The following is a 13554-nucleotide window of genomic DNA, read 5'->3' on the forward strand; positions in this document are numbered from 1 at the left end:
GCAATGGGGGATCGCGCCGAGGGAGCGGCAGTAGTCTTTGTGCCCGAAGAAGAGACAGTGTGTCGAATCGGGTTTTCCGCCAATCAAGGGGTCTTTCGGGATAGCAGGTTTCCCGAAACGCATGACCCTGCGGATGGACTTCTGCGACTGTCCGAGATCAACTTGGAGGACCTCAAGGTCAATGGCTTTTCAGTCCAGATGAAGAGCATTTACACCGAGAAGGACGCCCATGCTGAGGCGGATCGGCGTGATGCAAAGTTCGTGGCGAAGAGGGGCATGAGTGTTGGCTATTGTGTGGCGGGCATGCACACGTCGTTGACGAGCGCAATCAACAGTGTGCTGGATAAGGACGGCGATCGCGCTTTCGAAGTATTGGATACGAGGGACGATGATCGTCCCGCGCATGCTGAGATTAAGTTTGCGAAGGATCTTCCAAGTGCCGAATGCTTGCGATTGCGAAAGGAGCTGCGTTTGGTGCTTGGCACGCTACAAAACATTACCCTGTTGGACTCCTAGCGCCTTCTCTATCTCGCGCTTCCCTTGGCGGCAACCGGGGCGAGGTTGAAGGGGAGGTCCTTGCTTCTACATGGAATTGTTACTTCCGGCCGCTTCTCTTGCCGTCCCACCATGCGGCTACATCTCTAACATCCATGACACCGTTGAGGTGCTTGGGTGCGTCTCCTCGGGCAATCCAAATGCAGCACGGCGGCCCGTCCGAGCTGCGGTGCGTGGCGTGATCCGACTGCTTTTGGCGCTGGTTGCAGCCAAACCGGCGCACACAAACCCAGTCGCAAGCTGAAAGCCAGCATCGATATGCCAGCGTGAAGCCGGGACTTGGGCGAAAATAGCCGATCCACGCATCACAAGACCTCGCGCTGCATGCCTTCCTTGCCTCAAAACACCCGCTACGACGATTCCCTGCGCCTGTCCGTTGCCCCGATGATGGATTGGACCGACAGGCATTGCCGGGTATTCCACCGGCTGCTGGCGCCGGGGGCGCGGCTGTATACCGAGATGGTGCATGCCAATGCGGTGATTCATGGCGACCGCGAGCGGCTGATTGGTTTCAATCCGGTCGAGCAGCCGCTGGCCCTGCAGCTGGGTGGCAGCGATCCCGATGCGTTGGCCCAAGCCGCACGTATTGCCGCCGATTGGGGTTATGACGAGGTCAACCTCAACTGTGGCTGCCCATCGGACCGGGTCCAGGCCGGGCGTTTTGGTGCCTGCCTGATGCGCGAACCTGAATTGGTTGCTGAATGCGTCGCGGCGATGGTGGCGGCGGTGGATATCCCGATCACGGTGAAATGCCGCCTGGGCGTGGACGAGGACAAGGACTATGAGGTTTTTGCCGCTTTTGTGGACCGGCAGGTACAGGCCGGCGCTGCAATGGTGGTGGTGCACGCCCGCAATGCCTGGCTCAAGGGCCTGTCGCCCAAGGAGAACCGTGAGATCCCGCCGCTGCGCTACGAATGGGCTTATCAGCTCAAGCGCGAGCGCCCGGCGCTGCCACTGGTGATCAACGGTGGCATCGCCACGGTCGAGGCGGCGCAGCAGCATATGCAGCACCTGGACGGGGTGATGCTCGGCCGGGCGGCCTACCACGACCCCTACGTGCTGCATGCGCTGGACTGCGCCCAGACCGGGCAGCCGCTGCGTGGGCGTGAGGAGCTGCTGGTCGCGCTGCGTCCGTATGTGGAAGCACAGTTGGCCGCTGGGCTCGCCTTGAAGCACATCACCCGGCACTTGCTCGGCCTGTTCCATGGGCAGCCGGGCGGGCGTGGCTTCCGTCAGGTGCTCAGCGAAGGCGCACACCGGTCCGGCGCCGACTGGGCGTTGGTCGAACAGGCGCTGCAGGTCACCCGTCGCCAGGCCGAACGGGTTGCCTGAAGCATCTGCTAGAGCGGTGATCCGCTATTTGTCCGGTCAGCTTGCTGAACGGGTGCGCGGGACAGGGGGCGGGTTCAGATCGGATTCACCCCTAAAAATCAAGAATTTGGCTCAATTTCGTAAGGCCTCCGGAAAATTTTCGCGGGCTGTGGTTTACGAATTTTGAACGTTGCCTCGCCGTCCGCTAGGATCTGTCCCATGCATTCGCTTTCCCGTCGTCGTCTGCTGGTCGCCCTGATTGCCACGTTGGTCGTGGCCGGTCCGGGCGTGGTCGTGGCGTCGGCGCAGCAGCCGCAGCAGTCCCGAGGCGACAACGCCCGTGGTGTTGAGAGCGGTGAGCGCGTCGCCCGTGCCGGCCGTCAGGCGGGTACAGACCGCTCGTTGTCCGACGCCGTGCGGCGCGTGCAACGCGAGACCGGTGGGCGCATTCTTGGTGCCGAGCGCGTGCCGTATGACGGCCGCGACATCAATCGTGTCAAATACATGGATGACCGTGGGCGCGTACGCTACATGGACGACCCTGCGCCTTCACGAGACCACCCGCGCGACCAGCGGGCGGAGCTGCCACCACGCGGCGATAACTCCTGAACAGCGATAGTGGTTGTGGTTTTTGAATACACACGCTGGCCGCCAGGCCGGCCCAAAGTACTAGGGAGAGTTCATGCGTATCCTTCTGGTTGAAGACGAAGCCCCGCTGCGGGAAACCCTTGCGGCACGCCTCAAGCGCGAAGGTTTCGCCGTGGATGCCGCTCAGGATGGCGAAGAAGGCCTGTATATGGGTCGCGAAGTGCCGTTCGACGTGGGCATCATCGATCTGGGCCTGCCCAAGATGTCGGGCATGGAGCTGATCCGCGCGCTGCGTGACGAGGGCAAGAAATTCCCGGTGCTGATCCTGACCGCACGTTCCAGCTGGCAGGACAAGGTCGAGGGCCTGAAGCAGGGCGCCGACGACTACCTGGTCAAGCCGTTCCACGTCGAAGAGCTGCTGGCTCGCGTCAATGCGCTGCTGCGCCGCGCCGCTGGCTGGTCCAAGCCGACCCTGGAATGTGGCCCGGTGGCGCTGGATCTGGCCGCACAGACGGTGAGCGTGGCCGGCAGCAATGTCGACCTGACCAGCTACGAGTACAAGGTGCTGGAGTACCTGATGATGCATGCCGGTGAGTTGGTCTCCAAGGCCGACCTGACCGAACACATCTACCAGCAGGACTTCGACCGCGACTCCAACGTGCTGGAAGTGTTCATTGGCCGCTTGCGCAAGAAGCTCGATCCGGATGGCGAATTGAAGCCGATCGAAACCGTGCGTGGCCGCGGTTACCGTTTCGCGATTCCGCGCAACGAGGGCTGAGCCCCGTAGGGGCATAGCGTCATGACGGGCCGTCAGTGGCTATTGAAGCGTTGGCGGCCCCGCTCTTTGCAGGCCCGCCAGCTGCTGGCTGCCTCGGTGGGCCTGGTGGCCTTCTTGGCCTTGGCCGGTTACGCGCTGGATGCGGCCTTCGGCCAGACTGCGCGTGACAACCTCAGCGAACGCCTGAAGAACTACGCCACCGCCTATGCCGGTGGCATCGACTTCACCCGTGATGGCTCGCTGTACATCCGCGAACAGCCGCCGGACCCACGTTTTGATTTTCCCGGTAGCGGCCTGTACCTGCAGGTCGTCATGCCCGGCCATGTAGCAAATTCGATGTCGGCCGAAGGGCCGATGCTGCCGGATGTGAGTGAGCGCACGCTCAAGCCGCGCGAGGAAGTCTTCGAAGGCCCGCTGCCCATCACCCAGATCGACGGCACGCCCGGCGAAGTCTATCGCTACGGCATGGGCCTGGTGTGGGGCGGCGACGGCGCGCCCGAATCCGAATTTCCGTACACCATCTATGTGCTTGAGGACTCGCGCGCGCTGGGTATGCAGCTACGCAGCTTCCGTGCGGCAGTGTGGTTCTGGCTGGGTGTTACCGGCCTGATCCTGCTGTTGCTGCAGACGCTGGTGCTGCAGTGGAGCCTGCGTCCACTCAAGCGCGTGATCAATGAACTGACTCGTGTGCAGCGCGGCGAACGCGAGCGCATGAGCGAACTGCATCCGCGCGAGCTGGAGCCGCTGACCGAAAGCATCAACGCCTTCATCGAAAGCGAGCGCGAAAACCTCGAGCGCCAGCGCAACACGCTGGCCGACCTGGCGCATAGCTTGAAAACCCCGCTGGCCGTGCTTCGCACCCAACTGGAAAGCGGTACCAGCAACGATACCGAGCTGCGCGAAGAAGTAGGCGTGCAGCTGCAGCGCATGAACAACCTGGTCTCCTACCAGCTGGCGCGTGCGGCATCGTCCGGACACAAGTTGTTCTCCGCACCGGTGCCGATCGAGACCACCGCCGAAGAAATCGTGCGTGGGCTTGAGAAGGTCTATGCCGCCAAGGGCGTGTTCTGCGAGTTCGAGGTAACGCCAGGAGTGAACTTCTACGGTGAGCCGGGTGACTTGCAGGAACTATTGGGCAACCTGCTCGAGAACGCCTTCAAGTGGGCCAACCGCCGCGTGTTGCTGACCGCAAAGCCGATCACTGCAGGCAACGGCAAGCGTGCCGGCCTGGTGCTGGCCGTGGATGACGATGGCCCGGGTATTGCCGAGGACAACATCGCCAAGGTGTTGCAGCGCGGTGTGCGTGGCGATGAGCGCGTGCAGGGCCACGGCATTGGTCTGTCGATCGTGCAGGACCTGATCAAGGCTTATCGTGGTGAGCTGCAGGTCAAGCGTTCCGAAGAACTGGGCGGCGCCCGGTTTGAAGTGACCTTGCCGCCGGGGATTTAAATCCTGGCGGTTCAGGGCATCAGCGGACTGTCTGTCATTGTCCTGCGCTTCTTGCGCTTGAGCTGAAGCCAAAGTCAAAAACCGACCCCTCCCCAACCCTCCCCTTGGCTGCGCCAAAGGGAGGGGGCGAAGCTTGCTCCCTCCCTTGCGCACGCAGTACGCAGGGGAGGGCCGGGGAGGGGTTGGCTTTTGATCTTGCTCTTGTGCTCTACCGCAGCCCAGCTTCAACCGGCCCATAAAACCGCCGCAGATGCGCCGCCACCGCCGGCATCTTCTGCACCAGCAGTTCGGGCGCGGAGAAGTGGTACTCGCTGACCACCGCGAAGAATTCCTCCGGCGCTTCCGCCGCGTATGGATCAATCACGGTTTCAACATCCGCATCCACCTGCGCGCAGAACGCGTCATAGGCCTGCTGGAAATCCCGCGCCCATTGCCGCTGCCAGTCGCGCGGCAACGGTGGCGTGCCATCGATGGCACCATCCAGCGCATCGATCTTGTGTGCCATCTCATGCACGGCCACACAGAACCCTGCCTCCGGATCGGCGATGTCAGCCTGCACATCGGCCCATGACAGGATCAGCGGGCCGCTGCCCCAGGCCTCGCCGATCAGTTCGTCGTCCCACTCATGCAATACCCCGGCCGCGTCGGTATGGGTCTGGCGCACGCGGAACGCATCCGGGTACACCACCAGCTCCGACCAGCCATGCAGGCCTTCGCGGCCGAACTCGATCAGCGGCAGGCAACACAAGGCAGCCAGCAACATGCGCTGGCCCTCGTCCAGTTCCAGCCCGGCAACCGGAGTGATGGTCTTGCGCTGCAGGAATAGTTCCACCAAGGCCCGCAGCTTGCGCTCGCGTTCGGCGGACAATACGGACAGCCACAAACATTGCCGGCAGGTTTGCTGCCAGAGATCGTCATCAAGCGGAGGCGGTGTGCGCTGCCACCAGCGCAACAACAACTGGATCAGCGGAACATCCCGGGCAGCAGGCGATGCCAGCGCGGTGCACGCAGGCGCGGCAACAGATCATCGTCGCTGCCACCACCGGCACGCGGGGTGGCGGTCTTGGCCGGAACCGGAGTCGCCGGCGGGGCGTTGGCGATGCTGACGGCAGCGGCCGGGGCCGCGACGCGCTCCACTTCGGCCGGGGCGTAGCTGCACGCACTTTGGCCAGCGCCGCCGAGCGCATCCGAAGCCTGCGCTGCAACTGGCGCCAGCAACAGGATCAGGCAATGAGCGAGGTGGCGCATCGTCAACATCCAAAGGCGGGCTAATTCCCGATTCTAGCCTGCTTTTTCTCCGGAACAGGGGGAGCGGCGCTGGGCGGCTCCCGGGGCATGCCGCATAATTTCCGGGTCTGTTGTGAGGGAACTGCTGTGGATGACCGCCAACTGCTGGCCAAGCTGGGTACCGGAGCGTTGTCCGGTGACGCGCTGGCGCGTGAGCTTGGGCTGACCCGGGCGGCCGTCTGGAAGCGAATTCAAGGACTTCGCGCCGCTGGCGTAGTGATCGAGGGCCGTGCCGGCGACGGTTATCGGCTGGCCCAGCCGCTTGAGTTGCTGGACCCGGCGCAGATCCGCATCGGCCTGTCGGAGGCGGTATTGCCGCTGCTGTCCGAGCTGGAAATAGCTTGGACATTGAGCTCAACCAACACGGAATTGCTGCAACGCAGCGCGCCTGAGCGCGGAACCGCTGTGCTGTTGGCCGAGCGCCAGACTGGCGGCCGTGGCCGCCGTGGCCGCCATTGGGCCTCGCCGCTGGCTGCGCATGTCTATCTTTCACTGTCGCGGGCCTTTGGCGGCGGCCTGTCGCGGATGGGCGGGCTGAGCCTGGCGGTCGGCGTGGCGGTGGTCGAAGCCCTGCACGGGCTGGGTTTCCGCAACGCCGGCTTGAAGTGGCCCAACGACGTGGTCGTGGACGGGCACAAGCTCGGCGGTCTGCTGGTGGAAGGCGGCGGCGAATTTGCCGGCCCGGCACGGGCGGTGATCGGGCTGGGTTTGAACGTGCGCATGCCGCAGACCAGCGCCGCCGATATCACCCAACCGTGGACCGATCTGGATACGCTGGCCGGTGCCGAGGTGTCGCGAAATGCCGTTGTGGCGGCTTTGCTGGCGTCCCTGCTGCCGGCGCTGGAACAGTTCGAGCAGCACGGCCTGGCACCGTTCCTGCCGCGCTATGCGGGCATGGACGTGTTGCAGGGCCGCGCGGTGCGGGTGGAAGAGGCAGGCGTGCTGCACGATGGCGTGGCCTGCGGGCTGGCCGAGGACGGCGCATTGCGGGTGAATATTGATGGGCGGGAAACCTGTTTCCATGCCGGCGAAGTCAGCGTGAGGGCGGCATGAGCGATTGGTTGTTTGATCTGGGTAACTCGCGTTTCAAATTCGCGCCGCTGCACGGCAATCGCGCCGGCAGCGTGCAGGCCTGGGCGCATGGCGCCGAGGCGATCACCGCCAGCGCGCTGGAAGCCCTGCCGCAAGGCGATACCGCCTGGGTAGCCAGCGTTGCCTCGGCAGCGTTGACCGAAGAAGTCATGCAGATTCTGCAGGCCCGCTTCAACACGGTGCAGGTGGCCAAAACCCTGCCGCAGTGTGCGGGCGTAACCGTTGCCTATGCACGACCCGAGAAGTTCGGCGTGGATCGCTTCCTCGGCTTGCTGGCGGTGGCACCAGCGCAAAAATCGGTGCTGGTGGTCGGCGTCGGCACCGCGCTTACCATCGACCTGATCGATGCTGATGGCCTGCATCGTGGCGGCCGCATCGGCGCTTCGCCAACGGTGATGCGCGAAGCCCTGCATGCGCGCGCTGTGCAGTTGCCCGCCACTGGCGGCGACTACGCAGAGTTTGCCAACGACACTGCCGACGCGCTGGCTTCCGGCTGCGATGGCGCTGCGGTGGCACTGGTCGAACGCAGCCTGCGCCAAGCGCAGCTGTTGCTTGGCAGCGAGCCGGACCTTGTAGTGCATGGCGGCGGCGCATTGCCGTTGCTGCCGCTGCTGCCTGAGGCCGACTACCGGCCGGCACTGGTGCTGGATGGTCTGGCGCGCTGGGCAGTTCACCACGGCGCGTGCGCCCGGTAGGATCACCGCATGCTGACCCGTCTCCTTATCGTCCTGCTGGCCATCCTCAATGTTGGCGTCGCGCTGTGGTGGATGGCACCGCGTACCGAACCGGTGGCCGCTGCGCCTCGTGGCGAGCCCGGCGTTGCTAGCCTGGAAGTGCTGCCGTCACCCGCGCCGGACAACGCCGGCCCCGCGGCACCGGCCGCCGCTGAAACCGCTGTTACTTCGGCAGTGGATGCTGCGCCGCTCACTGCCGCCGTGCCGGTAGCCACAGCTGCGGTTGCGAAGCCGGCCGAGCTGCCGCCAGCTGCCACGGCAGCGGTCGAAGCCAAACCCGACGAGGCCAAGCCGGCCGAGATCAAGCCCGCCGAGATCAGGCCGCCAGCCGTCGTGCAATGCGCCAGTCTTGGCCCTTACGCCACACAGGCGCAGGCGCAGGCGGCAATGACCGCGTTGGGTACTGATGCGGCACGCCCGCGTCTGCGCGAAGTGCCTGGCAAGGCAGCCAACAGCTACCGGGTACTGATCGCCCCGGCCGCCACGCGCGAGGAAGCCCAGGCTACCGCCAAGCGCATCGTCGAGGCCGGTTTCAGCGATTACTTCATCGTCTCCCAGGGCCAGGAAGCCAACGCCGTCGCCCTGGGCCAGTACCGCAACCGCGAAGGCGCCGAGCGCCGCCTGGCGACCCTCACCGCAGCCGGTTTCCCGGCCAAACTGGCCGCCAGCGGCACCGAAATCGCCCCCAGCTGGTGGGTGGACGCAGCCACCGCTGGGACAGCAACCCCGGCCACGTTGAAGCAACGTGCCGCCGCCGCCCAACAACAGTCGTTGGATTGCGCGCGTCTGCGGTAGAATGACGCGCCCCGCCATGTGCGGGACTTGGGAAGTGCCGGTTTCTGACCAGCTTTCCACCGGTTGCAGCGCTACCATCGCGCAACCGCAGCACGTAACACGCCTTGCCGCTTTAGCTCAGTTGGTAGAGCAACTGTCTTGTAAACAGTAGGTCATCCGTTCGATTCGGATAAGCGGCACCATCGCCTGATCCTATGGCGTCCAAGCAAGTCCAGAATTCATACTAAGCCCGCAGAAATGCGGGCTTTTTTGTGCGCTTTGGTCCGAGCTTGTCCACGTACATCCAGCAACGTTGGGGGTACAAGTGGGGGTACATTTTGGAAAATGAAGTTCAGCAAGGAGGATGTACCCCCAATGGGTGCTAAGCAATTGACTGATATGGCCGCGCGAAATGCGAAGGCAAAGGACAAGCCCTACAAGCTGGCGGCAGGGGCAGGCCTCTACCTGCACGTGATGCCCAACGGGGCCAGGTACTGGCGGATGAAGTACCGCTGGGATGGTAAGGAGAAACTACTGGCGATCGGGGTGTACCCCGAGGTTTCGTTGAAGGAGGCTGGAGAAGCCCGGGATGAGGCTAGGGCGAAGCTTCGTGCGGGACGTGATCCCTCCGAGCACAAACAATTGAGCAAGCTCACCTCCAAACTGTCAGTGGATACCCGTTTCCAGGCGATAGCCATGGAATGGCTCGAGTCCCGGGGGGACTTGGCGCAGTCAACGCGGGAGAAGGCAGCATGGATGCTGGAGACCTATGCCTTTCCTTGGTTGGGCAAGAGGCAGATCAACGAGATTGGCACTGCTGAGGTATTGGCGGTGCTGCGCAGATTAGAGGCTCAGGAAAAGATCGAGTCCACGCAACGTCTTCGCCAGATCTGTGGGCAGGTCTTTCGCTACGCCGTGGCCACCGGAAGGTTGGATCGTGACCCGACCAGTGCTCTTCGTGGTGCTTTGAAGACGGCGAAGAATAGGCACTACGCGTCAATCACCGATCCGGCGAAGGTTGGTGAGCTGATGCGGGCAATTGATGGGTACACGGGGCAGCTCGTCACGCAATGTGCGCTCCGCTTTGCCCCCCTGGTCTTCACTCGTCCGGGGGAGCTGCGTAAGGCGGAATGGGAGGAATTCGATCTTGCTGCGAAGCAATGGAACATCCCTGGAGCGAAAATGAAGATGGGCGTAGCTCACGTTGTCCCGCTTTCCAAGCAGGCAGTTGCAGTACTTGAGGAACTGCGACCGGTCACGGGGAATGGACGCTACGTGTTTCCGTCCGTTCGGAGTTCAAGGGATCCAATGAGCGAGAACACTGTCAATGCCGCGCTTCGTCGCTTGGGCTACGGGACGGACGACATGACCGGACATGGGTTCCGGAGTATGGCTTCCACTTTGCTTCATGAGATGGGATGGACATCCGACGCGATCGAAAGGCAGCTTGCCCATTCTGAAAGAAATCCCATCAAAGCCGCCTACAATCGAGCGGAACACTTGCCTGAGCGCAAGAAGATGATGCAGGCGTGGGCAGACTACTTGGATAAGCTGAAGGGGAAAGGTCAGCCGCACCTAAAGTTGGTGGGCTGACTCTCCGTTTTTATGTCTTAGATTGCCCTGCGCGGCTGCTGTCGCGCAGGGCGCTATCGACCCATAGCGGCCATTGGTGCGGCCGCCGAGCCTGCCGCTGGGTCCGGTTATACGCCGGCTTGTTAGCCGGACCCGGTCACCCTAAGATCAAGCTGTATCAAGGGAAAAGCCCTCCATACGGTGCTTTGAGGGCGAGTCGTATAACCGGACCTACGGGTCCGTCTATTAGGTAATTGGCGTTCATGAGCAAGGTCATTGGTCGATTGGTTAAAGCAATGGCGCTGCTGATCGGAGTGCCTGCCGTGGGGTTGTTTGCTTACGACATGATTGCCGTGCGCCCGCATCTTGGTCTGATTCAGGACGTGCTCGCTCAGGCAAACCCAGAGGACGCAGCTCCTCCACAGCTCATTCGCGAGCTAATCGATGCAAACACGGGTTCGCCGGCACCACATGCAATCCGTCTGGCCATCTCACTCGTCTACTCAGATCTGGCAGAGGATCAATCTCATGTGCGCGACATGCTGTGGCGGATTCTCTTGCCAATGCACCTCAAAGAGTTGGAGTTGTATGTGCTATACGCAACGCTCGCCTACAACGGTAAAGACCATGGCCTTAGTAAGTTCGCGCAACGCCAGTACGGTCAATCGCTGGGCCATTTATCGCCAACGCAGGCAGCTGCGACCGTCGCCGTAACTCATGCGCCTACGCTGTACATATGTGATCCTGACAGGTTGGCTCGGCGGGCAGATGCACTCCTGCGCAGGGCTGGGCATGCACCCTAACAATTCATTCAAGCCGAACCCGCTTCGCGGGTCGGCTTAATTCCGGAGTTAGGGCGCATGAGCAAGACCGGCTTCATCTTGTGCTTTCTCTACTCGTTGATCGCCGGTCTTTGCGTCTGGGCTTCGGTCAGTTCCACAGGAGATACTAAAGGCGAGTTCGTTCTTCTGCAGCTGCCGCTTGCGTTGCAGCTGGCTGCTTTGGATTGGTTGGGCTTGAGTTCCGCTTTGTCCAATCTGCCCTGGGTGGCGGCCTACATGCTAATTGGCCTTCCCACACTTGCTCTGCTTTACAGCGTCGGCTGGGCACTTGGAAAGCTGGTTCAGACAATGAGTCTTCGGGGGGGGGCGTCGTAAGCCCTAATAGTTCATTCAAGCCGATCGCTGCTTCGCAGTGTCGGGCATAGTTCTGGCGTTGAACGGCCGCTTCTGGCCTTGGATTCAACCGATCGACGCAACAGTTTGTCGGTATCGCTCGCCAGGTGTTTCGTAACCTAGTGTTTTCCGTGGCCGCTCATTCAGTTCCCGAGCTACCGCATCAAGCTTGGCTTGGGAGATATTGGCAAGACTGATGCCTTTGGGGAAGTACTGCCGCAGTAACCCGTTGGTGTTCTCGTTGCTACCACGCTGCCAAGGATGGTGCGGATCGCAGAAGTAGACCTGGATATCGGTCGCCATGGTAAAGCTGCGATGCGCAGCCATCTCTTTCCCGCGATCCCACGTAAGTGACCGGTACAGCTCCCGAGGGAGACGGCGCGCATTCTTGATCAGCGCTTTGACTACGGTGGAAGTGTCTTTTCCATCCAACTTAACGAGCATTACATACCGCGTCTTCCGCTCTACCAGAGTCGCAATCTGGCTTTCACGATCGCCAAACAGCAGGTCGCCTTCCCAGTGGCCAGGGACCGCTCGATCCTCGACTGAGGCGGGACGTTCACTGATCGATATCGTGTCCTTGATCCTGCCGTGATCAGCTGTTTTTTGCGTGTGGTGGCGCGAGCGACGCATGCCGCGGGTCCGGCGCAAATGCGCCAAAAGCTCTTGTTTAAGGGCGCCGCGAGACTGGATGTACAACGTGCGATAGATCGTCTCGTGGGACACCTGGCAGCTCATGTCGTTTGGATACAGGTGCTTCAGCCAGCCAGCGATTTGCTCTGGTGACCACTGTCGCCGCAACTTGCCGGCCACCATCTTCGCCAAGGCTCGATGAGTTGTGAGCTTACAGGGCTTGGGCCGCCGAGCCCGCTCCCAAGCGCGCTCGTCGGCTTGATTTGCTCGATAACCTTGCGTCCCATGATTGCGCCGCAGCTCGCGGCTGACTGTCGACGGGGCTCGGCCTAGTGAGGCTGCTATTGCACGCATAGACCTCCCAGCTGCGATGCCACGGGATACCTCTTCGCGCTCAGCCAAGGTCAGCGTCCGTGCCGAACGCCTCCGCAATGGGGGACGAATGCCGCCGGACTCAGAAAGGATCCCTCGGACCGAGCTGTGATGTCGATCAAACAGCGCTGCTATCTGGTGCAGGGACTCGCCGCGCTGCCAGCGATCCCACATCAGCGACTTCTGGCTATCGGTGTAGTGCATCCGCTGTCGGTACTTCATCTGCAACACTCCCGCTGCCTATGGCAGCCCTAGTGTGTTGCATCGATCAATTGAATCCGCCGCCGGAAGCGGACATTGCGCTAGTGGTCGATTTCCTACCACCAGAAAGATGACGTTGCGGATGAATCCTCACGAATCTAGATCCGCATATTTAGTCCCATCGGATACAACGTGGAAGTCTTGATCAGTTGCCTTTCGATCATATTGGCTGAGGCCTCAGGGATCCCATAAGCCGAGATGTCGTGCACACAGATCACGTTCTGGCCCTGCATCGCCCGCATAGCCTCGTGAAAACGGCGGTTCGAGTTCTTTTCCAGAGCATCTTCAACGTGCTCCATGTATCTCTGCTGCCACGAGGGCCGGGATCGGCCGACATAGCTCATGCCTTTGATCGTCTCGTAGCCGATACGGCTTTTGGTGAAAACAAACGCCTTTAATTGCTCTTCTGCAGTTCCACTCTTTTGAATTCTCTCAAGCTCTTCTTGAGTGAAAAGCGGCCGTTTGTAGGTATGCCGATAGACGATGTGATCACCGGTAGGTGTGTACTCCGTCGAGCAGTAAAGCAGGGGCACGCACACCAGTGTGCCGCCTCCGAACAAGCGATGTTTGCTTTCAGCGAAAAAACTGACCCCGCTCATCTGGCCGGGCTCCAGCATCAAAGTGAAAATCGAAGACCCGGTGTCCACGTCGTGATGGCCGACAAGCCGGATACCCGTGTGCGGGACTCCTGTGGTCGCTGAATCACGAAGTTCGCCCTTGAGGACATTCACACCTTGGTACCGCATGACCGCGTCCATGGCGACATGGCGAGCACCATTGCCGCGCTACCGATGAAGTAACAATGGCAAAGTTCTTGAACGATGAGCATGTTGTGCTCTATGCAGAGTTCCGGAAGAGCGGTTGCACGGCCTCTCCTGGAGTGAGGCAGCAGTTCGACAAGATCACTAAGGATATGCTGGCGAACGCGCGTTCGACGAAAGTCGTGGCTACCCTGATTCGAGCCCAGTTGGGC

At 61.7% G+C, this 13554-nt stretch carries 15 protein-coding genes and 1 tRNA gene; 12 read left to right on the top strand and 4 right to left on the bottom strand.

The window, feature by feature from the left end; all coding sequences use genetic code 11:
* Nucleotides 1-3: 3 nt before the first annotated feature.
* From ACVOK8_RS02530 to ACVOK8_RS02550, 5 genes are all read left to right on the top strand, one after another.
* The gene (locus ACVOK8_RS02530; RefSeq protein ID WP_481565427.1) at nt 4-516 is read left to right on the top strand and encodes a hypothetical protein; all 513 of its coding nucleotides are present in this window, start codon (nt 4-6) and stop codon (nt 514-516) included.
* 363 nt (nt 517-879) lie between these two features.
* The gene (gene dusA, locus ACVOK8_RS02535; RefSeq protein WP_481565428.1) at nt 880-1887 is read left to right on the top strand and encodes a tRNA dihydrouridine(20/20a) synthase DusA; all 1008 of its coding nucleotides are present in this window, start codon (nt 880-882) and stop codon (nt 1885-1887) included.
* Nucleotides 1888-2085: 198 nt separating this feature from the next.
* A complete protein-coding gene (locus tag ACVOK8_RS02540) occupies nt 2086-2475 on the top strand; it encodes a PepSY domain-containing protein (RefSeq protein WP_481565429.1) in 390 nt (129 codons plus the stop codon).
* Between the two features lie 73 nt (nt 2476-2548).
* Nucleotides 2549-3232, top strand: a complete 684-nt coding sequence (locus ACVOK8_RS02545) for a response regulator transcription factor (RefSeq protein ID WP_057627010.1) — start codon at nt 2549-2551, stop codon at nt 3230-3232.
* Between the two features lie 21 nt (nt 3233-3253).
* Nucleotides 3254-4681 carry an ATP-binding protein gene (locus tag ACVOK8_RS02550; protein ID WP_481565430.1) on the top strand — a complete coding sequence of 476 codons (1428 nt, stop codon included), beginning with the start codon at nt 3254-3256 and terminating at the stop codon, nt 4679-4681.
* 208 nt (nt 4682-4889) lie between these two features.
* On the opposite strand, the gene ACVOK8_RS02555 is transcribed toward ACVOK8_RS02550, so the two are convergent.
* On the bottom strand, nt 4890-5678 hold the full coding sequence (locus tag ACVOK8_RS02555) for a M90 family metallopeptidase (protein ID WP_481565462.1): 789 nt from the start codon (nt 5676-5678) through the stop codon (nt 4890-4892).
* A complete protein-coding gene (locus ACVOK8_RS02560) occupies nt 5645-5929 on the bottom strand; it encodes a hypothetical protein (RefSeq protein WP_481507829.1) in 285 nt (94 codons plus the stop codon). Before ACVOK8_RS02560 ends, ACVOK8_RS02555 begins: the two co-directional genes overlap by 34 nt.
* Before the next feature lie 126 nt (nt 5930-6055).
* Here ACVOK8_RS02560 and birA point away from each other — a divergent pair, with 126 nt between their 5' ends.
* The 7 genes from birA to ACVOK8_RS02595 all read left to right on the top strand — a co-directional run bounded on the left by birA (nt 6056) and on the right by ACVOK8_RS02595 (nt 11297).
* A complete protein-coding gene (gene birA, locus ACVOK8_RS02565) occupies nt 6056-7021 on the top strand; it encodes a bifunctional biotin--[acetyl-CoA-carboxylase] ligase/biotin operon repressor BirA (protein ID WP_481565431.1) in 966 nt (321 codons plus the stop codon).
* Nucleotides 7018-7755, top strand: a complete 738-nt coding sequence (locus ACVOK8_RS02570; protein WP_481565432.1) for a type III pantothenate kinase — start codon at nt 7018-7020, stop codon at nt 7753-7755. Before birA ends, ACVOK8_RS02570 begins: the two co-directional genes overlap by 4 nt.
* A 9-nt stretch (nt 7756-7764) precedes the next feature.
* Nucleotides 7765-8589, top strand: coding sequence for an SPOR domain-containing protein (locus ACVOK8_RS02575; protein ID WP_481565433.1), 825 nt, complete (start codon nt 7765-7767; stop codon nt 8587-8589).
* Between the two features lie 106 nt (nt 8590-8695).
* Nucleotides 8696-8771: transfer RNA gene (locus tag ACVOK8_RS02580), tRNA-Thr, on the top strand.
* Nucleotides 8772-8913: 142 nt separating this feature from the next.
* A complete protein-coding gene (locus tag ACVOK8_RS02585; protein WP_481565434.1) occupies nt 8914-10161 on the top strand; it encodes a tyrosine-type recombinase/integrase in 1248 nt (415 codons plus the stop codon).
* Between the two features lie 242 nt (nt 10162-10403).
* Nucleotides 10404-10943: a hypothetical protein gene (locus ACVOK8_RS02590; RefSeq protein WP_481565435.1), complete on the top strand. Its 540-nt coding sequence runs from the start codon at nt 10404-10406 to the stop codon at nt 10941-10943.
* A 57-nt stretch (nt 10944-11000) separates the two neighbouring features.
* Entirely contained in the window at nt 11001-11297 is a 297-nt protein-coding gene (locus tag ACVOK8_RS02595) for a hypothetical protein (RefSeq protein ID WP_481565436.1), read from the top strand.
* An 84-nt stretch (nt 11298-11381) separates the two neighbouring features.
* On the opposite strand, the gene ACVOK8_RS02600 is transcribed toward ACVOK8_RS02595, so the two are convergent.
* Nucleotides 11382-12542 carry an IS30 family transposase gene (locus ACVOK8_RS02600; RefSeq protein WP_481565437.1) on the bottom strand — a complete coding sequence of 387 codons (1161 nt, stop codon included), beginning with the start codon at nt 12540-12542 and terminating at the stop codon, nt 11382-11384.
* A gap of 137 nt (nt 12543-12679) precedes the next feature.
* Nucleotides 12680-13312, bottom strand: a complete 633-nt coding sequence (locus tag ACVOK8_RS02605; protein ID WP_481565438.1) for a hypothetical protein — start codon at nt 13310-13312, stop codon at nt 12680-12682.
* Nucleotides 13313-13554 lie beyond the last annotated feature (242 nt).

It is taken from the genome of Stenotrophomonas sp. STEN083 (genome assembly GCF_056759195.1).